The organism is Halopseudomonas pertucinogena, from assembly GCF_014646575.1.
Lineage (GTDB): Bacteria > Pseudomonadota > Gammaproteobacteria > Pseudomonadales > Pseudomonadaceae > Halopseudomonas > Halopseudomonas pertucinogena.
In genome coordinates this window covers 270,686-293,091 of the sequence record NZ_BMNN01000004.1, presented here as the reverse complement: position 1 = coordinate 293,091, position 22,406 = coordinate 270,686, and the positions used below count along the sequence as shown (strand labels likewise).

20 protein-coding genes are annotated in these 22,406 nt (G+C 63.2%); 10 read left to right on the top strand and 10 right to left on the bottom strand.

What is annotated here, in order from left to right; all coding sequences use genetic code 11:
* Positions 1-22: 22 nt before the first annotated feature.
* The gene (locus tag IEW63_RS10880; protein ID WP_188636635.1) at positions 23-1,102 is read right to left on the bottom strand and encodes a Fic family protein; all 1,080 of its coding nucleotides are present in this window, start codon (positions 1,100-1,102) and stop codon (positions 23-25) included.
* A gap of 327 nt (positions 1,103-1,429) precedes the next feature.
* Here IEW63_RS10880 and IEW63_RS10875 point away from each other — a divergent pair, with 327 nt between their 5' ends.
* Positions 1,430-3,979, top strand: a complete 2,550-nt coding sequence (locus IEW63_RS10875) for a TonB-dependent receptor plug domain-containing protein (RefSeq protein WP_188636634.1) — start codon at positions 1,430-1,432, stop codon at positions 3,977-3,979.
* Positions 3,979-5,088, top strand: coding sequence for a cytochrome-c peroxidase (locus IEW63_RS10870; RefSeq protein ID WP_229710456.1), 1,110 nt, complete (start codon positions 3,979-3,981; stop codon positions 5,086-5,088). The genes IEW63_RS10875 and IEW63_RS10870 overlap by 1 nt, the downstream gene beginning before the upstream one ends.
* Before the next feature lie 34 nt (positions 5,089-5,122).
* Here the strand turns inward: IEW63_RS10870 and IEW63_RS10865 are convergent, their stop codons facing one another.
* From IEW63_RS10865 to IEW63_RS10845, 5 genes are all read right to left on the bottom strand, one after another.
* A complete protein-coding gene (locus tag IEW63_RS10865) occupies positions 5,123-5,566 on the bottom strand; it encodes a DUF421 domain-containing protein (protein WP_188636633.1) in 444 nt (147 codons plus the stop codon).
* 9 nt (positions 5,567-5,575) lie between these two features.
* The gene (locus tag IEW63_RS10860; protein WP_188636632.1) at positions 5,576-6,091 is read right to left on the bottom strand and encodes a hypothetical protein; all 516 of its coding nucleotides are present in this window, start codon (positions 6,089-6,091) and stop codon (positions 5,576-5,578) included.
* Positions 6,092-6,194: 103 nt separating this feature from the next.
* Complete coding sequence (locus tag IEW63_RS10855; protein WP_188636631.1) at positions 6,195-6,968, bottom strand: class I SAM-dependent methyltransferase; 774 nt, start codon at positions 6,966-6,968, stop codon at positions 6,195-6,197.
* 97 nt (positions 6,969-7,065) lie between these two features.
* Positions 7,066-7,932: an oxaloacetate decarboxylase gene (locus IEW63_RS10850; RefSeq protein ID WP_188636630.1), complete on the bottom strand. Its 867-nt coding sequence runs from the start codon at positions 7,930-7,932 to the stop codon at positions 7,066-7,068.
* 134 nt (positions 7,933-8,066) lie between these two features.
* Positions 8,067-8,993: an alpha/beta fold hydrolase gene (locus tag IEW63_RS10845; protein WP_188636629.1), complete on the bottom strand. Its 927-nt coding sequence runs from the start codon at positions 8,991-8,993 to the stop codon at positions 8,067-8,069.
* Positions 8,994-9,130: 137 nt separating this feature from the next.
* On the opposite strand from IEW63_RS10845, the gene IEW63_RS10840 reads away from it, so the two are divergent.
* Both IEW63_RS10840 and IEW63_RS10835 read left to right on the top strand, forming a co-directional pair.
* The gene (locus IEW63_RS10840) at positions 9,131-10,735 is read left to right on the top strand and encodes a response regulator (RefSeq protein ID WP_188636628.1); all 1,605 of its coding nucleotides are present in this window, start codon (positions 9,131-9,133) and stop codon (positions 10,733-10,735) included.
* Positions 10,736-10,864: 129 nt separating this feature from the next.
* Positions 10,865-12,523, top strand: a complete 1,659-nt coding sequence (locus tag IEW63_RS10835; protein WP_188636627.1) for a long-chain-fatty-acid--CoA ligase — start codon at positions 10,865-10,867, stop codon at positions 12,521-12,523.
* Positions 12,524-12,922: 399 nt separating this feature from the next.
* Here the strand turns inward: IEW63_RS10835 and IEW63_RS10830 are convergent, their stop codons facing one another.
* Both IEW63_RS10830 and IEW63_RS10825 read right to left on the bottom strand, forming a co-directional pair.
* The gene (locus tag IEW63_RS10830) at positions 12,923-13,948 is read right to left on the bottom strand and encodes an NADP-dependent oxidoreductase (protein WP_188636626.1); all 1,026 of its coding nucleotides are present in this window, start codon (positions 13,946-13,948) and stop codon (positions 12,923-12,925) included.
* 125 nt (positions 13,949-14,073) lie between these two features.
* On the bottom strand, positions 14,074-14,610 hold the full coding sequence (locus IEW63_RS10825) for a gamma carbonic anhydrase family protein (protein ID WP_188636625.1): 537 nt from the start codon (positions 14,608-14,610) through the stop codon (positions 14,074-14,076).
* 80 nt (positions 14,611-14,690) lie between these two features.
* On the opposite strand from IEW63_RS10825, the gene prlC reads away from it, so the two are divergent.
* Together prlC and IEW63_RS10815 are read left to right on the top strand one after the other, a co-directional pair.
* Positions 14,691-16,730: an oligopeptidase A gene (prlC, locus tag IEW63_RS10820; RefSeq protein ID WP_229710455.1), complete on the top strand. Its 2,040-nt coding sequence runs from the start codon at positions 14,691-14,693 to the stop codon at positions 16,728-16,730.
* Positions 16,727-17,005 (top strand): YheV family putative zinc ribbon protein, encoded by a 279-nt coding sequence (locus IEW63_RS10815; protein WP_188636623.1) that lies wholly within the window; start codon positions 16,727-16,729, stop codon positions 17,003-17,005. Before prlC ends, IEW63_RS10815 begins: the two co-directional genes overlap by 4 nt.
* 19 nt (positions 17,006-17,024) lie before the next feature.
* Here IEW63_RS10815 and IEW63_RS10810 read toward each other — a convergent pair whose 3' ends face one another.
* Positions 17,025-17,669, bottom strand: coding sequence for a hypothetical protein (locus tag IEW63_RS10810; protein WP_188636622.1), 645 nt, complete (start codon positions 17,667-17,669; stop codon positions 17,025-17,027).
* A 294-nt stretch (positions 17,670-17,963) separates the two neighbouring features.
* Here IEW63_RS10810 and coxB point away from each other — a divergent pair, with 294 nt between their 5' ends.
* Genes coxB through IEW63_RS10790 form a run of 4 tightly spaced genes read left to right on the top strand, consistent with a single transcriptional unit; the run spans position 17,964 to position 22,184 of the window.
* Positions 17,964-19,088, top strand: coding sequence for a cytochrome c oxidase subunit II (gene coxB, locus IEW63_RS10805; RefSeq protein WP_188636621.1), 1,125 nt, complete (start codon positions 17,964-17,966; stop codon positions 19,086-19,088).
* A gap of 10 nt (positions 19,089-19,098) precedes the next feature.
* A complete protein-coding gene (gene ctaD, locus IEW63_RS10800; protein WP_188636620.1) occupies positions 19,099-20,679 on the top strand; it encodes a cytochrome c oxidase subunit I in 1,581 nt (526 codons plus the stop codon).
* A gap of 9 nt (positions 20,680-20,688) precedes the next feature.
* On the top strand, positions 20,689-21,258 hold the full coding sequence (locus IEW63_RS10795) for a cytochrome c oxidase assembly protein (RefSeq protein ID WP_188636619.1): 570 nt from the start codon (positions 20,689-20,691) through the stop codon (positions 21,256-21,258).
* Positions 21,259-21,287: 29 nt separating this feature from the next.
* Complete coding sequence (locus tag IEW63_RS10790) at positions 21,288-22,184, top strand: cytochrome c oxidase subunit 3 (protein WP_188636618.1); 897 nt, start codon at positions 21,288-21,290, stop codon at positions 22,182-22,184.
* 11 nt (positions 22,185-22,195) lie between these two features.
* Here the strand turns inward: IEW63_RS10790 and IEW63_RS10785 are convergent, their stop codons facing one another.
* Positions 22,196-22,405 carry a DUF2909 family protein gene (locus tag IEW63_RS10785; protein WP_188636617.1) on the bottom strand — a complete coding sequence of 70 codons (210 nt, stop codon included), beginning with the start codon at positions 22,403-22,405 and terminating at the stop codon, positions 22,196-22,198.
* Position 22,406: the final 1 nt, after the last annotated feature.

Genomic DNA, 22,406 nt, shown 5'->3' with positions numbered 1-22,406 from the left:
AAAAACTTCCTGAGCTTTCTAGTTACGCCTGCTCGATGAGCAGTGCACACAGCGGCTGGTTGATGAAGTAATTGGTACGGCCGATTTTTTCCTTATGCAGAAAACCTTCAGCTGTCAGTTGTTCGAGATATTTGGTGGCGGTGATGCGCGACACGCCAAGATCATCCATGACGAACTCGATCTTGGTGTAAGGGTGGTTGAACAGGTTATTGAGCAGTTCCTGGCGATAAAGCTTGGGCAGCTCCTGACGCATACGCTGCTTGTATTCCTGCATCAACTGCTTGATCTGGCCAATCAGCTTGATGGTGGCCTGCGCGGTGTCAATTACGCCATCAAGCATGTACAGCAACCAGGGCTCCCAGTCGCCGGTTTCGCGTACCTGTTGCAAATGATGGTAGTAACCCGCCTTGTTGCGGATGATATAGCGGCTCAAATACAGAACTGGCAGGTTGAGCAAATCCTGGGCCACGAGATAAAGGATGTTGATGATGCGCCCGGTACGGCCGTTACCGTCGTAAAAGGGATGAATACTTTCAAACTGATGGTGAATGATTGCCATCTTTACCAGCGGGTCCGCATCACAGAGGCTGTCGTCGTTTATATATTCGACCAGATTATTCATCAGGTCTTCGATTTCCCGTGCATTCTGCGGGGGCACATAGACCACCTCCCCGGTGCGGGCATTCTTCAGCTCAGTGCCTGGTAAGCGACGCAAACCAGCCCTGTTATGTTCCAGTTGCTGCTGAACACCGAGAATGTCGTCCAGCCGAATCAGCCGGTGTCGGCGCACGGTCTGAAAGCTCTGCGTCAGAGCGATGGCGTAGTCCTGTACTTCCTTGGCAGCTGGGTCAGTCACTGCCTCGGTAAACAGGTTAGCCTTATATAGCGCGTCGTGGGTGGTGACGATGTTTTCTATCTCGGAGCTGTCCTTGGCCTCCTGCAAGCTGAGCGTGTTGATCAGTATCGCTTCGTTCGGAATACTGGCCGCTACGCCCTTGAGCTCTGCCAGATAGCGGTGGGCTTCGGCGGCTCGTTTCAGCACCGCTCGCGTTTCCAGCGCTGCCATGTCAGTCAGCGGCAGCTTTAACAGTGCTTCGACCATCCATTGCACTCCATTGTTGACGTGTATAGAAAACAGCCGCTTTTCGACATGAGGCTAAGCTCATGTATATAAAGTCGGGAAAAGTATACACGCCACATCCGACATGTATAGATTTCGTCATTTCCTATACATGTCACGCCTGCGATGCTTTCAGGCGCTCTGCTGCGGCTACAAGCATCGCCCATCTCTTCCAGCACTTGGCGCCCTTAGAGTTGTTGATAATCATTAGCATCCATATATAATTCTCATCCGCTTTCAGCTACGCCGCTGCGGCATAACCACAACAGTGCGCCGCCACGGTTTCCTGTTTTCTGGATGGAGTCCCCTGTGCCTCGCCGTCATTCAGCTGTTTCTGCTGCAACACCGCTTGTCCTGTCGTTCTGCCTGACCCTGCCGGTCAATGCCGCCGACCCTCGCGCCCCTGCCGGCCAACCCGCTGTTCCGACTGATCAGGCCGCCTCGCTGAAACTCGGCGATGTGCTGGTCAAGGGCCAGCGCAAGAACTATGAAGGCTCCCGCGAGGTGGATCGCGAGCAGATCGAGCGGATGCCCGCCGGCAATGGTGATATCACCAGTTTGTTGCGTACCAACCCGGCTGTGCAGTTCGATAACAGCCAGCTCAGCAGCAAGACGCCCGGAGAGATTTCCCCCGCCAGTATCAGCATCAATGGTCAGCCCCACTGGCAGAACCTGTTCACCCTTGATGGCATGGGCATGAACAACGATCTTGACCCCGGCAACACCGCCAATAATGCCAGCGAGTTGCCCGGCCGCAGTCAGGGGCTGGCCGTCGATACCGATCTGCTGGAGAGCATCACAGTGCACGACAGCAACGTGCCGGCGTCCTTCGGCGGCTTCAACGGTGGGGTGGTGGACGCCAGGACCCGCGACCCGAAACGGGAGCTGTCCGGCAAGCTCTCGCTGCAGATGTCCCGCTCGCAGTGGACTGAATACCATCTGGATGAGAACGATCCCGAGCTGGACGAGTTCGAGGCCGCTTTCGGCACCGGCAACCAGCCGGAGTTCGACAAGCTCATCACCCGCGCCACCCTGGAGGGCTACCTGACCGACAATGTCGGCCTGCTGGGCAGTTTCTCGCGCAAGCAATCGACCATCCCGACCCGGGTTTTCGGCCTCAGCCATGACACGCCCGAGGCCAACCGGCGGCAGGATCGGGAGCTGCAGATCGATAACTACTTTCTCAAGGCCGTCTGGGATATCAACCCCGAGCTGCGCGTGAGCGGCTCGCTCACCCACGCGCCGGAGGAGGACCGGGGCTTCGGCAGCAACGCGCTGCACTCCTATCGCGTCACCCAGGCCGGCGGCCAGGCCCTGAACCTGACACTGGACTGGAAGTCGCCCGTTGGCCTGATCAGCCAGAAGCTGAGCTGGAGCGATCAGCACAATGCCCGCGACTCGGAAGCCGACTACATGCGCATATGGCGTCCGTCCACGTCGAAGAACTGGAGCAGCAGCAACGTCGCATCCGAAGGCGGCATGGGCGATATCGAACAGAGCCAGCGGGGGCTGGCGTACCAGGCCGACATCCACTGGCATCCGATGCAGACCGGGCCGATCAGCCACCGCCTGCACACCGGTATTGCCCTGAAGCACGATGCTGTCGGCTTCGAGCGTCGGGCACCCTACTTCAGCAATTCCCTTGCCAGCCTGAAGCCCACCGACTACTGCGCAGCGAACGATCCCTGGTGCGCCGTCGGCGAGACTATCAACGGCTGGCCCGGCCAGTACATGACGCAATACAGCCTGCTGGAAGCCGGCGAGGTGGAATTCAGCACCCGCCAATGGGCGCTGTATCTGGAGGACGACATGCGGTACAGACGCCTGAGCCTGCGCCCCGGCATACGCGTCGACAGCGACAACTACATGGACCAGACCACCATCTCGCCGCGGTTCGCCGCCGAGCTGGATGTATTGGGCAACGGCAGCACCCTGGTGACCGCCGGCGCCAACCGCTACTACGGGCGCAATCTATATACCTACCGCCTGCGCGAGTCGCTGGAGCAGATGCAGGTCAGCTACAGTCGGGAAGACCAGAACGCGCCCTGGGTCGCCGGTGAACGCGCACCGGCCGGCAGCAAGTTCAGCCAGTTGGATATTCCCTACAACGATGAAGTATCACTGGCGCTCAGCCATATCCGCTGGGGTACCCGATTCACCCTGAAATACGTCGAGCGCAAGGCCCGCGATCAGGTATCCCGCGCCTGGGGCTCGCAGATTGGCCAACCCTCGGAGGCCCCCGACCAGCTCAAGCCCAACTATTACACCTATTACAACGGGGGCCAGAGCGACAGCGAGATCTGGTCGCTGACGGTCAGCCCCATGCTGCCGCTGCACCTCGGCAGCAGCTGGACCACCTTCGACCTGGCCCTCGACTGGAGCGATATCAACAGCTCGGGGCTCAACGACTACACCAGCAGCATCGGCCTGCTCTGGGTCGATGACCCGCTGATCATGTATGACGGCAGTGCCATGCGTTATTCCGAGCGGCCGGCGGACAACTACAACCGTCCCTGGACTGTACGCCTGGCCACCACCACGGTGATTCCCGAGTGGAATCTCGCTTGGACCAACTTCTTCCGTCACCGCAGCGGCTATCGTCGCGTTGCCCAGACCGGCCAGTTCGTGGAATACCAGGGCCAGCTGCTGCGCGAATGGCTGGAGCAGGACTACGGCTCGACCCTGACCTGGGACACCCGCATCAGCTGGGAAAAGCCCTTCACCCGCAAGCAGGCCGCCTTCGTCAACCTGGACGTAACCAACCTGCTGAACAAACGCATTGCCAGTACCGCCGACAAAAACAGCACCGGCTATGAAGTGGGCCGGCAGTTCATGGTGGAAGTGGGGTACCGTTTCTGATGCCCAGATTCATCATGCTCCAATATGGTCTGGCCCTGTTGCTGCTGGGCACCTCGCTGTTGGCAAACGGCGCCAAGCCCTGCGCCGAGCCGCCGGAGCAGCAGGCCCGTTGCCTGCGGGCGCTCTACGAACAACCCATCAGCCGGTGGCCCAAACCGACCATCATGGGTGACGGCCCCTGGCAGGAACTGGCCCCGCTTCCCACCCACGCCGAATGGCGTGCCCGGGGCGCCTACCAGCCCCAGCGGGCGCAGCTCGGCGAGCGGCTGTTCATGGATCCGATATTGTCGCGCTCCGGCCAGATCGCCTGCGCCTCCTGCCATGAGCCGTCGGAAAGCTTTGCCGATGGCCGGCGCTTCCCCTTCGGCCATGATCGCCGGGTCGGCCGGCGCAACTCGCCCTCGGTTGCCACTGCCGCCCTGCTCGGCCCGTTCTTCTGGGACGGCCGCAGCATGACCCTGGAAGAACAGAGCATGCACCCCATCGAAGATCCGCTGGAGATGGCCTTCAGCGTGCCCGAACTGCTCGAGCGGCTGAATGCCGATGAGTCATACCCCGCAGCATTTGCGGCGGTGTTTGACGATGGCCCTGTAACCCGCGAGCAGCTGGGTCTGGCGCTGGCGGACTATCAGCGCAGCCTGTTGCCCCAGCGCAGCGCACTGGACCGCTTCCTGCGCGGTGACAGGCAGGCGCTGACCGACCAGCAGATCCACGGCCTGCACCTGTTTCGCACCCGCGGCCACTGCATGACCTGCCACCATGGTGCGGCGCTCAGCGACCGCCAGTTCCACAACCTGGGGCTGACCTACTACGGCCGCGACAGATTCGAGGACTGGGGCCGCCAGGAGGTGACCGGCGATCCCGCCGATATCGGCAAGTTCCGCACCCCCAGCCTGCGCCAGGTGGGTCGTACCGGCCCCTGGATGCACAATGGCCTGTTCCAGCTGGGCGGCGTGCTGAATATGTACAACGCCGGTATGCCTCGGCCCAGGCCGCGGCCCGAGCAGGCCGACGACCCGCATTTCCCGAAGACCTCGGCGCTGCTGGTACCGCTGAACCTGAAGGCTGATGAACTTGAAGCGCTGGAGGCCTTCCTGCAGACACTCTGAGTGCCTGCGGGCTGGCCAACATCGGGCGGCATGGTCAATCCTCGGGTATCACCGAGATCTGGCCGTTGCGCTCGAGAATGGCGAACTTGATCTGGTCCATGCGCTCCAGGCCCTGGGAAATGCGCGCCGCTTCGAGCACATCGCTTTCGCTGATCCGCGCCTTGGCCATGCGCCTGGTGAGCGGTCTGCCCTGCTCCACCACGATCATCGGCTCACCTTCCAGGTGTCGGGCAAGCCAGGAGGAGCGGCCCTTGAGCAGCGAGAAGATCAGATCCATGGTGATCAGCGAGACGATCACCAGCAGGGTATTGGTGATCGAGTGGTCATCGCCCAGCAGTGCCTGTCCGGTGGCCTGGCCGATGATCAGCAACAGCAGGAAGTCCAGGGTGGTGATGTCCGACAGCGCCCGGCGTCCGGCAATGCGAAAGATGACCAGCAGTGCGATATAGATGGCAGCGGCGCGCAGGACAGCATCCATGGGAACCTCTCAGGGATAGATGAACTGGGAAACAGTGATCGGTGCGGCGCCGCCGTACAGGGCGAAGTGGCTGCGCGAGACGCCCGGCCCGGCAGCCCTCAGCGCAACACGCAGCACAGCGTCGCCGGCCGGGTCGGTGCGCAGCACCAGACGCAGACCGCCGCGGAAGCTGGCACTGCTCAGCGGCTCGGGCTGCATGCCCTCGATGGTGAATTTCTCCAGCAGGTCGCCGGTGATTTCCAGCTGCACCTGCGCATCAGGCTCACCCTGCACCGCCACCCTCAGTGCGCTGGCCGCACCGTTGCGCTCGAAGCGCTGGTGTTCGACGCTGAGGGCGCCGTCCGCTGACGCCACGGTGTTCAGACTGAACACGCCCTGGGAGAACAGCCCCAGCAGCGCCGACAGCACGATCAGCACAAACGCGACCCAGCCGATACGCTCCAGGCGCCAGTGGCGGCGCTGGACCTGCATGAATTCCCGCACCGGGTAGGTGCGCTCCCGCATTTCGTCGCTATCGTCGTTCATGGGGACTGATCCCGTGCGCGTGGTAACGGACTCGCTTAAGGGTTGAGCCGAACGGCAGGGGAAAGTTCAGAGAACCGCCGGGCAGGTGCCGGCCAGCTGCAGCTCAGGCCGCCCGGCGGGCCACGGTGCCCTTCTGGTTCTCGCTGACCACCACCAGCTGGTGGTCCTGGCAGTGCAGCACGATGGATTCCGGTTCGTAGTCGTCTTCGCGCTGCACCACCAGCTCCATCAGGTCGCCCCAGAGCAGGGCCGCTTCCAGCTCGGCGAGCTGATCATTGATCCACAGCTCGCCGATCAGCTTCTGGTAGCGCTGCTGCAGCTCGACCCGGTAGCGCGTGCCGTCGGCGCTCTGCCATTGCCACTGGCCGTGCACCCGGGCGGGGACAATCCACAGATACAGGGCGTCGCCCTTGAAGGCGATCTTGCGATCGGCGCGCCAGTCGCCCATATCAAAGGCATGGGAAACGATACGGGTCCCGGGCCGCAGCTCGGCGAGCAGGCGCGGACGCAGCTCCAGATTGACGGTGTGCAGCAGGTACATGGTGACCACGGTGGCCGGGCTGAAATCCACTTCGAACAGGTCGTGCTGGATGAACGCGACTCTGTGCTCGACGCCCATCTGCTCGGCGTAGGCCTCGGCAAGCGCGACGCGGCTGGAATCGATCTCCACCCCGATGGCCCGGGCGCCGTGGTCCACCGCCGCGGCTACCGGGATGCGTCCGTCGCCGGAGCCCAGGTCATACAGGATGTCATCGGCGTCGACGTCGGCCAGCTCAAGCATGGCCCTGACCACGCTTTCATGGGTGGGGACGTAGGGTACGTCGAGGTGCATGCCCAGTTCATCGAACTGATCGTCATTGGATAAATGGCTGAACAAGCTTCACTCCGTTGGTTGAGGGGTACCTGATAGCATGGCCCATGGGCCAGGCCGGGGCTAATTGGCTCATGCATGAGGTGACGGGCGGAGGGCCGCCCTACTCGGTCACGTCCAGATAATCGGCGGCCCAGCCGAGGTAGTCGTCAGGAAGACTATAGCGCTGGGCCAGCTCCGAGGCACTCAGGCCATTGCCCTGCTCGATGCCTCGCTGCTCGCGCAAAGCGTCGTATGTCGCCTTGATCGCTGCAAAGTAGGCGGCATGGCCATTGACCACGATGCGCACGCCGAGCTCGGCAAGGCGTATGTTGTCCTGCAGCTGCGGATTGCCATAGGTCACCAGCATCAGCGGCACCCGCAGGCCCTCGGCGATCGTCTCCAGGTGGGCAAGGTCCTTCACCCCGACCAGACACAGGGCATCGGCACCGGCATCCTGGTAGGCGCGGGTACGCTGGATGACGTCCGTCAGCGGTTGTGTACCTGCATGGGTGCGGCCGATGATCGCCAGCGCAGAGTCTTCCCGCGCCGTCCGCGCCGCCCGCAGCTTGCCGACGCCTTCCTCGACGCTGATCAGGTCATAGGACTTGCCGCCGAACCGGGCCGGCAGCACGGTGTCCTCCAGGGTCAGTGCGGCCATGCCGGCCCGCTCCATTTCCTCCACGGTACGCATGGCGTTCAGCGCATTGCCGTAGCCGTGGTCGGCATCGGCAATCACCGGCAGCTGCGCCACCCGGCCGATGCGCGTGGCCTGCTCGGCGAATTCGCTGAGGGTGATCAGGGCAATGTCCGGCGCGGCCAGTACCTGCAGCGAGGCAACCGAGCCACCCAGGATACCTACCTCGAAACCGAGGTCGGCGGCGATGCGCGCCGCCAGCGGGCTGAACACCGACGCGGTGTGGTAGCAGGAGCGGCTGCTGAGCAGTTCACGGAAGGCGTTGCGCAACTCATGGGGGGAAGTTCTGGGCATGGGAGTCCTGTCTGCTGATCGAGGGCCGGAGGATAGTGCATCGACAGCGCCGCTCCCCGGCCACAAACGGACGCCGCTCCCCGTTCCGGCAGGCGTCCGGGACAAGGGAACGGGGTATTATACCCCATCGCCGCTCAGCGCCCGGGCTCCGCCAGAAACGCCCGCAGATGCTCCATGAACACCTCCGGCTGATGGTGATGCAGGTTGTGCCCGGCCTGCTCCACCATCACCAGCCGGGCATCGGCGAAGTGCCTGATGCGACCATCCTGTTGCGGACTGGAGGCCCAGCTCTCGGTGCCGTACATCAGCAGCACCGGGCAGCGGATCGCCTGCCACAGGTCACTGGGCTCCACCGATGCGACCTCCGCCGGCCCGAAGCCCCGCACCTGATGATCATACTTCCAGCGTAACTGACCGTTCTCGTTGGGCCGCAGCCCGCGCTGGCAGACATATTCGGCCAGCTCGCGACTCAACAGCGGGTCATGCTCCATCAACCGCTGTACTGCGGCTTCAACGCTGGGGTACTGGCTGGGCCCCAGCGCGTCCAGCCCGCGGGCCTTTTCCACCCATTCGCGGAGCTGCTCGCGCCGGGATTTCTCGTCCCGGCGCGCCCGGGCTTCCGGTGAGAAACCCAGCCCTTCTATTACGCACAGGCGATTGACGTGCTCCGGAAACAGGGCGCTGTAGTGCACCGCTATGTTGCCTCCCAGCGAATGCGCCACCAGCGTCGCCGGCTGCTCGCCCAGCTCGGCCATCAAGGCAGCCATGTCGGGCAGGAAGTCGGGAATGGCGTAGGCACCGCCCGGGCTCCAGTCACTGTCACCGTGGCCGCGCAGATCCGGCACCACCACATGCCAGTCATGGCACAGCTGCCGCGCCAGATGATCCCAGACCCGGGCATGCTCCAGCCCGCCGTGAATCAGCACCAGCAGCGGAGCGTTCTCGTTGCCCCAGTCCAGATAATGCAGCCGCAGCCCGCGGGAGTGATAGAAGCGGCTCTGTGGTTCCTGCGCAGCGGGCACCGCCCCGCGCCCGGCCGCTGATCCTGTTTTCATCATCATGTGCTCTCTTCATTCATACTCGGTGATGCTCCGGAAAGCCCGGCTCGGCACCTCACCCGACCCAATCGGTTACACTGCCGGGGTGCAGGCAGCAAATCAACCGTACCTGTTGCCTCTTTCAGGCATGCGGATTCAAGATGACCGACTACCACCGTAAACGCTTTCTCATCGTCGATGATTTCACCGACTTCCGCTCTGCCCTGACCGGCATGCTGCGTCAGATGGGTGCCAATGACATCGACGCGGTGGCCAGCGGTGAGGAAGCGCTGGTACTGTGCGCCCGGCATCACTATGACGTGATCCTGCACGACTACAACCTGGGTAAGGGCAAGAACGGCCAGCAGGTACTGGAACAGCTGCAGCATCAGCGGCTGCTGGCACCGCACTGCGTGTTCGTGATGATCTCCGCCGAGAGCAGCCAGGCGATGGTACTCGGCGCGCTGGAATGCGAGCCGGACAGCTACCTGGCCAAGCCATTCAATCAGGCCAGTCTGGAGCAGCGGCTGGATCGGTTGATCGCCATGAAGACCGCCCTGCGCCCCGTGCTCGAGGCCGAGCGCGCCGGGGATCACGCCGGTGTGCTGCACGCCTGCCGGGAGGTCATGGCCGCCGAGCCGCGCTACCGCCCGCAATGCCAGCGCCATCTGGCCAACGCGCTGGGCGGGCTCGGCCAGCACGACGAACAGGAACGGCTGCTGCAGCGCGTGATCGCCGAACGGCCGGTCCCCTGGGCCATGCTCGCGCTGGCCGAGCTCTACCGGCAGAGCGGCCGGCTGGCCGACGCCCGCGCCGCCTACGAAGCCGGGATCGACCGGTTTCCGATGATCCCGGCGCTGCATGACGGTCTGGCCGCCACGCTGCTCGCCCTCGACGAGCCGGAACAGGCCCAGCAGCAGCTCGAACATGGGCTGCGTCTGTCACCCCACTCGCTGCGCCGGCAGGAGAGCATGGGTCGGCTGGCACAGCAGAACGGCGATCACGAGCAGGCCGCCCGGGCCTACCGGCACGCGGTAGACCTCGGCCGCCATTCGCATTTCCGCAATCCGGAGAATCACCTCAACCTGGTGGCCAGCCTGCATGCCCAGGCGGCCGATACCCCACTAGGCCAGCGCCAGCTGACAGAGATCCGGCAGACCCTCGGCGAGCTGGAGCGCAACTGGCGGGACGATCCGGCGCTGGCCGTGCGCTCCCGCCTGGCCCTGGCGCAGACGGCTGACAGAGCGGGCCAGAAGGAGGACGCGCTGCGCCTGGCCGAACAGGCACTGACGCAGCTCAACGAGATGCACGGGTTCTTCAGCGCCGACGCGGCCTTGCAGGTCTCGGCGCAGCTGCGCAGCCTCGGTCAGGCGCAACAGGCCGATCAGGTGCTGCGGACCTGTGCCGAAATGTACGGCGATGACCCGCAGGTGCGGGCCGAGCTGGCCAGCCATACCGACGATCCGGATATCCTCGCAGCCGGATCCGACGCTCTGGAATGGAACCGCCAGGGCATCCTTGCCTACCAGCAGAAGGATTACACCCGGGCGCTGGAGCTGTTCCGCAGGGCCACGGCATCCCAGCCGCGCAATATCAGCTTCGCCCTGAACACCGCCCAGTCACTGCTGCGCCTGATGAGGACCGAGCCTTCGGCGGCGCTGCGAGAGGAATGCCAGGCGTGTCTGCAGAGGGCCAGCCGTATGCCGGACAGCGACCATCGCCGTGAGCGCTTTCTCAAGCTGTCCGAGCGACTGGAAGCATTGTAAAAAGTGCCCGGGCCGATCGCTGCACTTATGATCCATCAACACCGCCGATTCTGACGGTTCCCCGGTCGGGCAGAGCGTGCTTGACTGGATGTATCCGATAATTACAAAGACAGATCCGGAGTTCCGCGCATGTTTGACCGTCACTACGCCGTCTGGCCTGATCTGGTACCGCACTTCCTCGAGCTGCCGGCCACCAGTCTCTACTCCAACCTCAGCGTTTCCGCGCTGCGCTATCCGCAGCACCCGGCGCTCATCTACTACGGCACCACCCTGACCTATGCCGAGCTGGAGCAGCAGGCCGAAGCCCTGGCCGGCTACCTGCAGCGCGCCGGGGTACAGGCCGGCGACCGGGTGCTGCTGTACATGCAGAACAGCCCGCAGTTCGTCATCGGCTTCTATGCAATCCTGCGGGCCAATGCCGTGGTGGTGCCGGTCAACCCGATGAACCGCCAGGCGGAGCTGGAGTATCTGATAAAGGACACCGAAGCGCGGGTGGCCCTGTGTGGCCGCGAGCTGCTGGACAATATCAGCGGGCTGGTGGGCGAGCATGGGCTGGGCGAGGTGATCGTCACTGCCTACGGCGAGTATGTCCGCGAGCCGACTGATCTGAGCCTGCCGGAAGCGGTCACCCTGCCCGCCGAGCTACCCGACCTGCCCGGCCTCACTGCGTGGCAGCGGGCGCTGGACGCCGAGTACGAGCCGGGTCCGTTGACCGCCGGGCCGGACGACCTCTGTGTAATCCCCTACAGTTCAGGCACCACCGGCAACCCCAAGGGCTGCGCGCACACCCATCACAGCGCCATGGCCACCACGGTCTATCCCTCGGTCTGGGGCAACAGCCAGCACAACGGTGTGCAGTTGGTGTCCGTGCCCATGTTTCACGTCACCGGCATGCAGGTATGCATGAACGCGGCCATCTATCTGGGCGCCACCCAGGTGATCATGACCCGCTGGGACCGGCGCACCGCCGCGCAGCTGATCGAGCGGCACGGCGTGACCGCCTGGCGCAATATCCCGACCATGGTGGTGGACCTGCTGTCCGACCCCGACATCGAACGCTACAACCTGAGCAGTCTGCGGGCGATCGGCGGTGGCGGAGCTGCCATGCCGGCGGCCATTGCCGCGAAGCTCGAGGGCAAGTTGGGTCTGCGTTATTCCGAAGGCTACGGCCTGTCGGAGACCCTCAGCGCCACCCACATGAACCCGCCGCAAGCACCCAAGCCCCAGTGCCTGGGCATCCCTATCATCGGGGTGGACTCCCGGGTGGTCGATGTGGACAGTCTGCGCGAACTGGATGTTGGCGAAGTGGGCGAGATCGTCCTGCAGGGCGAGCAGCTGTTCCAGGGTTATTGGCGCCGCCCGGAAGCGACCGCCGAAGCCTTCATCGAACTGGACGGCAAGCGCTTCTTCCGCACCGGCGATCTGGGTTACTACGACGAGGAGGGTTACTTCTTCCTGGTCGACCGGGTCAAGCGCATGATCAATGCCTCCGGCTACAAGGTCTGGCCGGCGGAGGTGGAGTCACTGCTCTACGGCCATCCGGCGGTGCAGGAGGTGTGCGTCATCTCGGTGCCCGACGAGCGACGCGGCGAGACGGTCAAGGCAGTGATCGTGCCGGCGGCTGGCCACGAAGACGCGGCCGAAGAGGACATCCTCAGCTGGTGCCAGGCCAACATGTCCGCCTACAAGTGTCCGAAACTGGTGGAGTTCGTCGACAGCCTGCCCAAGTCACCGGCGGGCAAGATCATGTGGCGGGCCCTGCAGGAGCAGGAGTGGGCAAAAACCTGACCCTTGGAAGGTCGAGTTCCACCTCGACCAACGAAGGTACTGGCAACCCCAGATGGCCGGGATGGAACCCGGCCCTCCATGAAGTCATGCTCCCTGCATCGAAGGTGCACCTTGGAAGGTCGAGTTCCATCTCGACCAACGCAGGTACTGCCAACCCCGTATGGCCGTGATGGAACCCGGCTCTCCATGAAGTGCTCCCTGCATCGAAGGTGCAACCTGGAAGGTCGAGTTCCATCTCGGCCAGCGCGGGTGCTGGCTACCTCAGATGGCCGGGATGGAACCCGGCCCTCCATGAAGTGCTCCCTGCATCGAAGATGCAACTGGAAGGTCGAGTTCCACCTCGACCAACGAAGGTACTGGCAACCCCAGATGGCCGGGATGGAACCCGGCCCCCATGGGTCAGTCGGCGATGTGCACCAGCTGCTTGCCGAAGTTTCTGCCCTTGAGCATGCCCTTGAAGGCCTCGACAGCATTTTCCAGCCCTTCGGCGACCGTCTCGCGGTACTTGAGGTTGCCGCTGGCCACTTGCTCGGCCAGCAACCTGGTAATCTCCTGGTGGCGGTCCTGCCACTCGGTCACCAGGAAGAAGCGGTGTTCGGGCTTGTTCTCGCCCATGGCGCCGAACACGTGGAAAGGCGTCTCCACCTTGCTGGCATCCTCGGCGTTGTAGGCAGATACATAACCGCAGATAGGCACCCGCGAGCCCTTGTTCAGCAGTTTGGCCACCGCCCGGGTCACCTCGCCGCCGACGTTCTCGAAGTACACATCGATGCCATCCGGGCAGGCAGCAGCCAGGTCGGCCTCCAGGTTCCCGGCCTTGTAGTCGACGCAAGCGTCAAAGCCCAGCACGTCTACCACGAAGCGGCACTTCTCCTCTCCCCCGGCGATGCCCACCACGCGGCAGCCGAGCTGCTTCGCCGTCTGGCCCACCACACTGCCCACCGGACCGGACGCCGCCGACACCACCACGGTTTCGCCGGCCTGGGGCTTGCCGACATAGGTCAGACCACAGTAACCGGTGCGTCCGGGCATGCCGGCGACGCCCAGGTAGGCCTGCAGCGGGACACCGCGAGGCTCGATCTTGTATACCATCGGCGCGTCGCCGGGAATGATGCAGTACTCCTGCCAGCCGGAGTAGCAGGTCACCAGATCCCCTTCGCTGTAATTCGGTGAGTTCGATTCAATGACCCGGCCAACACTTTCGCCGACGATGACCTCGCCGATGCCGATGGGGTCCATGTAGCCCTTGGCATCGTTCATCCGCGGACGCATGTAGGGGTCCAGCGACAGCCACAGGGTGCGGATCAGTACTTCACCGTCGCGCAGTTCGCGCACCGGCTCCTCGACCATCACCAGGTCACCGTCACGGATCTCGCCCTGGGGACGCTGCTGAAGAATGATCTTTCTGTTGTTATAGGCAGACATGGGTGCCTCGCAAGATAGGTGGATTCCCCGGGCTCCGCCCGGCGTGACCCTGATCATAGTCCAGCCCGGCGGGAGTGCGGCCCGTTATTCATGGCAATGATCAGGCGCCAGCAACGCCATGCAGACTAGTGTCCCTGTTGCAGATAGCTGTCCTTCAGCCGCACGTAGTTGGCGGCGGTGTAGGTGAAGAAGGACCGCTCCTTCTCGCTCAGCGGCCTTACCTCCTTCGCCGGGCTGCCCATGTAGAGATAGCCGCTGCGCAGAACCTTATTCGCCGGCACCAGGCTCCCGGCACCGATCACCACTTCATCCTCTACCACCACGCCATCCATGACGATGCTGCCCATGCCGACGAGAATGCGGCTGCCGAGGGTGCAGCCATGCAGAATCACCTTGTGACCGATGGTGACATCGTCACCGATGGTCAGCGGGTAGCCGTCCGGATTGAACGGGCCCGCATGGGTGATATGCAGCACGCTGCCATCCTGAACACTGGTGCGCGCGCCGATACGGATGCGGTGCATGTCACCACGGATGACGGTCGCCGGCCATACCGAGCAGTCATCACCCAGCTGCACATCGCCCAACACCACCGCGCTGGCATCCACGAAAACCCGCTCGCCCAGCTGCGGTGTATGGCCGTCGAATGGACGTATATTCATCAGTTACCCCTTGAATTAAGCGGCCCAAGCCTGCATCTATTGGTTAATGTATGTATTCACGCTATTCAGGAAAGCCCGCCATGTCCAATCCGCTGTTGCAACCCTACGACCTGCCGCCCTTCAGTCAGATCAAGCCCGAGCAGGTAAAGCCCGCCATCGAGCAGATCATCGCCGAGAGCCGGGCGCAGCTGGAAGAGTTGCTCGCCAACCCGCCGGCGCAGTGGAGCTGGAGTACCCTGATCGAGCCGCTGGATGAGCTGGGCGAACGCCTCAGCCAGGCCTGGTCACCGGTCAGCCACCTTAACGCGGTGATGAACACGCCCGAGCTGCGCGATGCCTACAACAGCTGCCTGCCGCTGCTGAGCCAGTTCTCTACCGAGATGGGGCAGAACCAGAAACTCTATGAGGCCTATCGGCAACTGCGCGACAGCGAGGGTTTTGATGCACTGGACCCGGCCCAGCAGACCATCATCGAACATGCCTTGCGCGACTTCCGCCTGTCCGGCATCGCCCTGCCGCCGGCGCAGCAGAAACGCTACGGCGAGCTGAAGATGCGCCTGTCCGAGCTGCAGAGCCGCTTTTCGAACCAGTTGATGGATGCCACACAGGCCTGGACCAAGCATGTCATTGACGCCCGCCAGCTCGACGGACTGCCGGAATCCGCCCTCGCTCAAGCCAGACAGGCGGCCGAGGCGCGCGACCTGGACGGCTGGCTGATCACCCTGGAATTTCCCAGCTACTATGCGGTGATGACCTATGCCAACGACCGCGCGCTGCGGGAAGAGGTATACACCGCCTACTCCACCCGCGCCTCGGACCAGGGCCCCCATGCCGGAGAGAATGATAACGGCCCGCTGATTGCCGAGATTCTGCAGCTGCGTCAGGAGCTGGCCGAGCTGCTGGGCTACGCCAATTATGCCGAGCTGTCGCTGGCGACCAAGATGGCCGAGAGCACCGACCAGGTGCTGGGTTTCCTGCGCGATCTGGCCAGCCGCAGCCGTCCGTACGCCGAAGCCGACCTGCAGGCCCTGCACGACTTTGCCGCCACCAAAGGCTGCACTGACCTGCAGAGCTGGGACACCGGCTACTACGCCGAGCAGCTGCGCCAGCACCGCTACGCCATCTCCCAGGAGGAACTGCGACCCTGGTTCCCGGTGGACAGGGTGCTGCAGGGCATGTTCGAAACCGCCAGCCGACTGTTCGGCATCACCCTTCGCGAAGTCGACGAGTTCGACCGCTGGCACCCGGATGCCCGTCTGTTCGAAGTGCTCGAAGGCGGCGACGTCATCGGCCGCTTCTTCCTTGACCTGTACGCACGCAGCAACAAGCGCGGCGGTGCCTGGATGGACGGCGCCCGTGACCGCCGCCGCCTGCCCGGCGGCGAGCTGCAGCGCCCGGTGGCCTATCTGGTGGGCAATTTCACCCCGGCGGTCGGCGACCAGCCGGCCCTGCTGACCCATGATGAAGTCACCACCCTGTTCCACGAGTTCGGCCATGGCCTGCATCACCTGCTGACCCGGGTCGATTACCCGGCCGCCTCCGGTATCAATGGCGTGGCCTGGGATGCGGTGGAGCTGCCCAGCCAGTTCATGGAGAACTGGTGCTGGGAGCCCGAAGGTCTGGCGCTGATTTCCGGTCACCACGAAACCGGCGAGCCGCTGCCCGCGGACCTGCTGGAGAAGATGCTGGCAGCGAAGAACTTCCAGTCCGGCCTCGGCATGCTGCGCCAGATCGAGTTCTCGCTGTTCGACTTCGAGCTGCACGCCCAGTCGGAACGAGGCGCCCGCGAGGTGCTGCAGGCCGTGCGTGATGAGGTGTCGGTCATGCCGCCGCCCGCCTTCAACCGCTTCGAGAACGGCTTCGCCCACATCTTTGCCGGGGGCTATGCGGCGGGCTATTACAGCTATAAATGGGCAGAGGTACTGTCCGCCGATGCCTTCTCCCGCTTCGAGGAAGAGGGCATCTTCAACAGCGAGACGGGCCAGTCCTTCCGCGATCATATCCTTGCCCGTGGCGGCAGCCGTGAGCCCATGGAGCTGTTCGTGGCCTTCCGTGGCCGTGAGCCCTCCGTGGAAGCGCTGTTGCGCCACAGTGGCCTGACCGAGGAGCAGGCAGCATGAACCAGACCCCAGAACAGCCGATCAAGCGCTTCATTGCCGGGGCGGTATGCCCGGCATGCAGCAAGATGGATACCATCCGCATGTATCAGCAGGACGGCACCATGCACCGCGACTGTGTGGAGTGCGGCTTTGCCGATACCCTGGATGAACGGGGCAACTCGGTGCCCCGGGAGATCCCGACCCGGGTGACGGTGCAGCCGGCGAGCAAGCCCTCACCGACCTCGCATGTGGCGCAGTTCTACCCGAATCCGAAACTGAAGAAAAAGGACAGCTGATGGCGGCGGGGCAATCCGCTCAGAGATTGTCCCTCCAGCTGAGCCCCAGCCCGAGCTCTTCGGCCATGTTCGGCCAGCGGCGCCAGACCTCGTGCCGGTCCTGCTCGCCGATGCCCTCCTTGTAGGCCAGGAACGCGGGGCTGCTGAATACCCCCTCGGGGAGCAGCCCGGCCACGGCCTCGTCCACCGCCCGGTCCAGCCGGCTGGCGTATTCCTCACCCAGCAGGTCGTTGACTATCAGGTTGGCCCGGGTGTTGTTCATCGGGATCAGTGATTCCCCACCGTGCGCAACGTAGCGGTCATTGACCTCCTCTACCAGCCGATGGGCCAGATAGGCCTCGTCCAGCAATACCAGCATGCCCCGGTCCAGCTCCGGGTCCTCCCCCGGTTGCAGGAAGAACTCCTCGGCGACCTTGAGCACTGGGATCAGCTGCGGGCGCATGTTGGCGTGGTTGGCCACCGACTGTGCCGCTTCCAGCATATCCGGCACCCGTTCGATATAGGCCTGCACGAAATTGAACAGGGTGGTGGCGGCGTCCTCCCGTATCCGTATCGTGCGGTGCAGCTTCGGCAGCTTCTGCTCCAGCCACTGGCGCAGCGCACGGTCACTGTCTTCGTGCTCTCGTGCGATCCTTACACGCTCGCGTAACTCCGCAATTTTCATTCGGCAACTCCGATGATGGCGAGCCGGCAGCTCACCTAATGCTCTGGATTGACGGGATTCCAAGCTAGCAGAGTGCCTGCATATCGTCAAAGTGACCCGCAGGCGTGGGGAATGAATATTCTGTCACTTTGCTTTTGCTTACATATTGGAATCTTGACGATCTTGACAATTGATAAAAAAAGCGACTCAAGGGAATTGCCATGATCGCCTTCAGGTCTATACTGCTTTCTGACTGAAGTGGCCCCAGCGGCCCCTGCCGTCGCGATAAAAACAAGAATACAAGGGGAAACCGGGATGTTGCGACATGCACGCACCTGGCTGTATGGCATGCTCCTCATGGCTCTGGCCGGGAATGCCAGCGCCGATTGGACGGTAAACATGAGTCCGGGGGCAACGGAAGTCAGCCGTTCAGTATTCAACCTGCACATGACCATCTTCTGGATCTCGGTGATCATCGGCGCCATGGTGTTTGCCGTGATGCTCTGGTCGATGATCATGCACCGACGCTCCAGGGGCGCGGTGCCGGCCAAGTTCCATGAAAACCTCACCGTCGAGATTCTCTGGACGGTCATCCCTCTGCTGATCCTGGTGGGCATGGCGATCCCGGCGACCAAGACGCTGATCGAGATCTATGACACCGAGGATGCCGACCTGGACATCCTCGTCACCGGTTATCAGTGGCGCTGGCAGTACAACTATATGGGCGAGGACGTGAGCTTCATGAGCAACATGTCCACCCCGCGGGAACAGATCAGCAACCAGCAGGCCAAGGGCGAACATTATCTGCTCGAGGTGGACGAGCCGCTGGTGGTGCCCACCGGGCAGAAGATCCGCTTCCTGATCACCGCTGCCGACGTCATCCACTCCTGGTGGGTACCCGCCCTGGCGGTGAAGAAGGACGCCATCCCCGGTTTCATCAACGAGTCCTGGACCCGCATCGAGGAGCCGGGGATCTACCGCGGTCAGTGCACCGAGCTCTGTGGTCGCGACCATGCTTTCATGCCCATCGTGGTTGACGCCCGCAGCCCCGAGGACTTCGCCGCCTGGCTGGCCGACAAGAAGGCCACCGCCGCTGCCGAGGCCGAGCTCACCGGCAAGGACTGGACGCCTGAAGAGCTGATGGAGCGCGGCGAGCGGGTATATACCGCCAGCTGCGGCGCCTGCCACCAGCCCGGTGGTGAAGGCCTGCCGCCGATGTTCCCGGCGCTCAAGGGCAGCGACATCGTGCTCAACGACGTGACCGCGCATATCGACGTGGTGGTCAACGGGGTGCCCGGCACCTCCATGGCCGCCTTCGGTGCGCAACTGTCGGAAACCGACCTGGCTGCGGTCATCACCTACGAACGCAACGCCTGGGGCAACGATACCGGCGAGGTAGTGACGCCCATGGACATCCTCGACTTCAAGAACGGCCAATAGGAGACCTGTCATGAGTGCAGTGATCGATAATCACGCCGACCATGCCCACGGTCCGGCCAGGGGCCCGATGCGCTGGGTACTGACTACCAACCACAAGGACATCGGCTCGATGTATCTGTGGTTCAGCTTCGCCATGTTCCTGATCGGCGGTACGCTGGCCATGGTCATCCGCGCCGAACTGTTCCAGCCGGGGCTGCAGCTGGTCGACCCCAACTTCTTCAACCAGATGACCACCATGCACGGCCTGATCATGGTGTTCGGCGCGGTGATGCCGGCCTTTGTCGGGCTGGCCAACTGGATGGTGCCGCTGATGATCGGTGCGCCGGACATGGCCCTGCCGCGGATGAACAACTTCAGCTTCTGGCTGCTGCCGGCGGCCTTCGGCCTGCTGCTGTCGACCCTGTTCATGGAGGGCGGCGCACCGAACTTCGGCTGGACCTTCTACGCCCCGCTGTCCACGACCTACGGGCCGGAAAGCACCACCTTCTTCATCTTCGCCATTCACCTGGCGGGTATCAGTTCGATCATGGGGGCGATCAACATCATCGCCACCATCCTCAACATGCGCGCGCCGGGCATGACCCTGATGAAGATGCCGATGTTTGCCTGGACCTGGCTGATCACCGCCTTCCTGCTGATTGCGGTGATGCCGGTGCTGGCGGGTGCGGTAACCATGATGCTGATGGACATCCACTTCGGCACCAGTTTCTTCAATGCCGCCGGCGGCGGGGACCCGGTGCTGTTCCAGCACGTGTTCTGGTTCTTCGGCCACCCCGAGGTGTACATCATGATCCTGCCCGCCTTCGGCGCGGTGAGCATGATCATCCCGGCATTCAGTCGCAAGCCGCTGTTCGGCTACACCTCCATGGTCTATGCCACCGGCGCCATTGCCTTCCTGTCCTTCGCGGTATGGGCGCACCACATGTTCACCGTCGGCATCCCGCTGACCGGCCAGCTGTTCTTCATGTACGCCACCATGCTGATTGCAGTACCCACCGGGGTGAAGGTGTTCAACTGGGCAACCACCATGTTCCGTGGCTCGCTGAGCTTCGAGGCGCCCATGCTGTTCGCCGTGGCCTTCGTCATCCTGTTCACCATCGGCGGCTTCTCCGGGCTGATGCTGGCGATCGCCCCGGCCGATTACCAGTACCACGACACCTATTTCGTGGTGGCGCACTTCCATTATGTGCTGGTACCCGGCGCCATCTTCGGCATCTTCGCCTCGGCCTACTACTGGCTGCCCAAGTGGACCGGGCACATGTATGACGAGGTGCTGGCCAAGACCCATTTCTGGATGAGCTTCATCGGCATGAACCTGGCGTTCTTCCCGATGCACTTCGTCGGCCTGGCCGGCATGCCGCGGCGGATTCCGGACTACAACATGATGTTCGCCAACTTCAACATGGTGTCCTCGATCGGCGCCTTCATGTTCGGCGCCACCCAGCTGCTGTTCCTGTTCATCGTCATCAAGTGCATCCGCGGCGGTCGGCCCGCCCCGGCCAAGCCGTGGGACGGGGCCGAGGGGCTGGAGTGGACGGTGCCATCACCTGCGCCCTACCACACCTTCAGCACGCCGCCGGAAGTGAAATAGGAGTCTGTCATGAGTGAAGAAGGTCTGAGTACCCGCGGTCTGGTCAAGCGACTGATGCTGCTGGTTGTCGGCATGTTCGGCTTCGGCTTCCTGCTGGTGCCGATCTACGACGTGATGTGCCAGGCCTTCGGCATCAACGGCAAGACCACCGGGGTCGCCTGGCAGGGCACCGAGCAGACCGTGGACATGGCCCGGGAGATACGCGTGCAGTTCATCTCCAGCAATGCCGAGGGCATGCGCTGGTCGTTCGGACCGCAGGATAGGGAGATCTTCCTGCACCCCGGCGAGACGCGCACGGTCAACTTCCTGGCGCACAACCCGACCGACCGGGTGATGGTCGCCCAGGCCATCCCCAGCGTGGCGCCTTCCCGTGCCGCCGCCTTCTTCCACAAGACCGAATGCTTCTGCTTTACCCAGCAGGTGCTGCAGCCGGGCGAGAGCATCGAAATGCCGGTGCGCTTCATTGTCGATCCGGCACTGCCCCGCGATGTACACCGTCTGACCCTGGCCTACACGCTGTTTGATGTGACCGAACGCATGGCGCCCAGCCTCGGCCTGGCTGCGGTGCACAGCAACTGAACCGCGACTGCCGATAAGGAGAACAACAGATGGCAAGTCCAGAAAAGCACGAAGTCTACTATGTACCCGAGCAGAGCAAATGGCCCATTGTCGGCTCAATTGCCCTGCTGGTTTCGGTGTTCGGTGCCGGCACCCTGATGAACGGCCTGAGCAGTGGTACGGGTGCAGCCCCGGGCAAGTACATCCTCTATGTTGGCCTGCTGTTGCTGGCCTGGATGTTCTTCGGCTGGTTCGGCAACGTCATCAGGGAAAGCCGCCAGGGACTCTACAGCAAGCAGATGGACCGCTCCTTCCGCATGGGCATGACCTGGTTCATCTTCTCCGAAGTGATGTTCTTCGCTGCCTTTTTCGGTGCACTGTTCTACGTTCGTATCCTGGCCGGTCCGTGGCTGGACGGCGTGGGCGAGAAGGGCTCCTCCAGTCTGTTGTGGCCGGAATTCAACTTCTCCTGGCCGCTGGTGAACAACCCCGACCCCAGTGCCTTCCCGGGGCCCACTGAAACCATCAGCCCCTGGCAGCTGCCGCTGATCAACACCCTGCTGCTGATCAGCTCCAGCGTTACCCTGACCCTCGCCCACCATGCCCTGCGGGCGAACAAACGCACGGCCCTGAAGAACTGGCTGTTGCTGACAGTGGTCCTGGGGGTGATCTTCCTGGGCCTGCAACTCGCTGAATACGTCCACGCATACAACGACCTGGGGCTCACCCTGGCCTCGGGCATCTACGGCTCGACCTTCTTCATGCTGACCGGTTTTCACGGCTTCCACGTGACCATGGGCGCGATCATCCTCACGGTGATGCTGATCCGGGTGCACAGGGGCCACTTCACCCCGGAGAACCATTTCGGCTTCGAGGCGGCGGCCTGGTACTGGCACTTCGTGGACGTGGTCTGGGTGGCGCTGTTCGTGTTCGTCTATGTGCTCTGACCCTAGGGCCGTCAGTGCAGCCAGGGCGCGCCCCACTGCAACTGGCCCGACCACAGCCCCCAGGCAACCAGCAGTACCAGCAGCACGGTGAGCGAGATGCGCACGGACAGAGCGGTGAACAGCCGGCCACCGGAGCTGGCGTTACGGAGAAAGAACGCACCGCTGAACAGGCTGAGAAGGATGGCGGCAAGCAGCAGTACAATGATGGCTTTCAACCACATA

Coding starts and splice junctions, on each gene's coding strand:
- IEW63_RS10810 (WP_188636622.1), bottom strand. CDS start 17,669: ATGAAAATTGCGGAGTTACGCGAGCGTGTAAGGATCGCACGAGAGCAC.
- IEW63_RS10790 (WP_188636618.1), top strand. CDS start 21,288: ATGGCAAGTCCAGAAAAGCACGAAGTCTACTATGTACCCGAGCAGAGC.
- IEW63_RS10840 (WP_188636628.1), top strand. CDS start 9,131: ATGACCGACTACCACCGTAAACGCTTTCTCATCGTCGATGATTTCACC.
- IEW63_RS10785 (WP_188636617.1), bottom strand. CDS start 22,405: ATGTGGTTGAAAGCCATCATTGTACTGCTGCTTGCCGCCATCCTTCTC.
- IEW63_RS10865 (WP_188636633.1), bottom strand. CDS start 5,566: ATGGATGCTGTCCTGCGCGCCGCTGCCATCTATATCGCACTGCTGGTC.
- coxB (WP_188636621.1), top strand. CDS start 17,964: ATGTTGCGACATGCACGCACCTGGCTGTATGGCATGCTCCTCATGGCT.
- IEW63_RS10835 (WP_188636627.1), top strand. CDS start 10,865: ATGTTTGACCGTCACTACGCCGTCTGGCCTGATCTGGTACCGCACTTC.
- IEW63_RS10860 (WP_188636632.1), bottom strand. CDS start 6,091: ATGAACGACGATAGCGACGAAATGCGGGAGCGCACCTACCCGGTGCGG.
- IEW63_RS10845 (WP_188636629.1), bottom strand. CDS start 8,993: ATGATGATGAAAACAGGATCAGCGGCCGGGCGCGGGGCGGTGCCCGCT.
- IEW63_RS10815 (WP_188636623.1), top strand. CDS start 16,727: ATGAACCAGACCCCAGAACAGCCGATCAAGCGCTTCATTGCCGGGGCG.
- ctaD (WP_188636620.1), top strand. CDS start 19,099: ATGAGTGCAGTGATCGATAATCACGCCGACCATGCCCACGGTCCGGCC.
- prlC (WP_229710455.1), top strand. CDS start 14,691: ATGTCCAATCCGCTGTTGCAACCCTACGACCTGCCGCCCTTCAGTCAG.
- IEW63_RS10825 (WP_188636625.1), bottom strand. CDS start 14,610: ATGAATATACGTCCATTCGACGGCCATACACCGCAGCTGGGCGAGCGG.
- IEW63_RS10870 (WP_229710456.1), top strand. CDS start 3,979: ATGCCCAGATTCATCATGCTCCAATATGGTCTGGCCCTGTTGCTGCTG.
- IEW63_RS10795 (WP_188636619.1), top strand. CDS start 20,689: ATGAGTGAAGAAGGTCTGAGTACCCGCGGTCTGGTCAAGCGACTGATG.
- IEW63_RS10850 (WP_188636630.1), bottom strand. CDS start 7,932: ATGCCCAGAACTTCCCCCCATGAGTTGCGCAACGCCTTCCGTGAACTG.
- IEW63_RS10830 (WP_188636626.1), bottom strand. CDS start 13,948: ATGTCTGCCTATAACAACAGAAAGATCATTCTTCAGCAGCGTCCCCAG.
- IEW63_RS10880 (WP_188636635.1), bottom strand. CDS start 1,102: ATGGTCGAAGCACTGTTAAAGCTGCCGCTGACTGACATGGCAGCGCTG.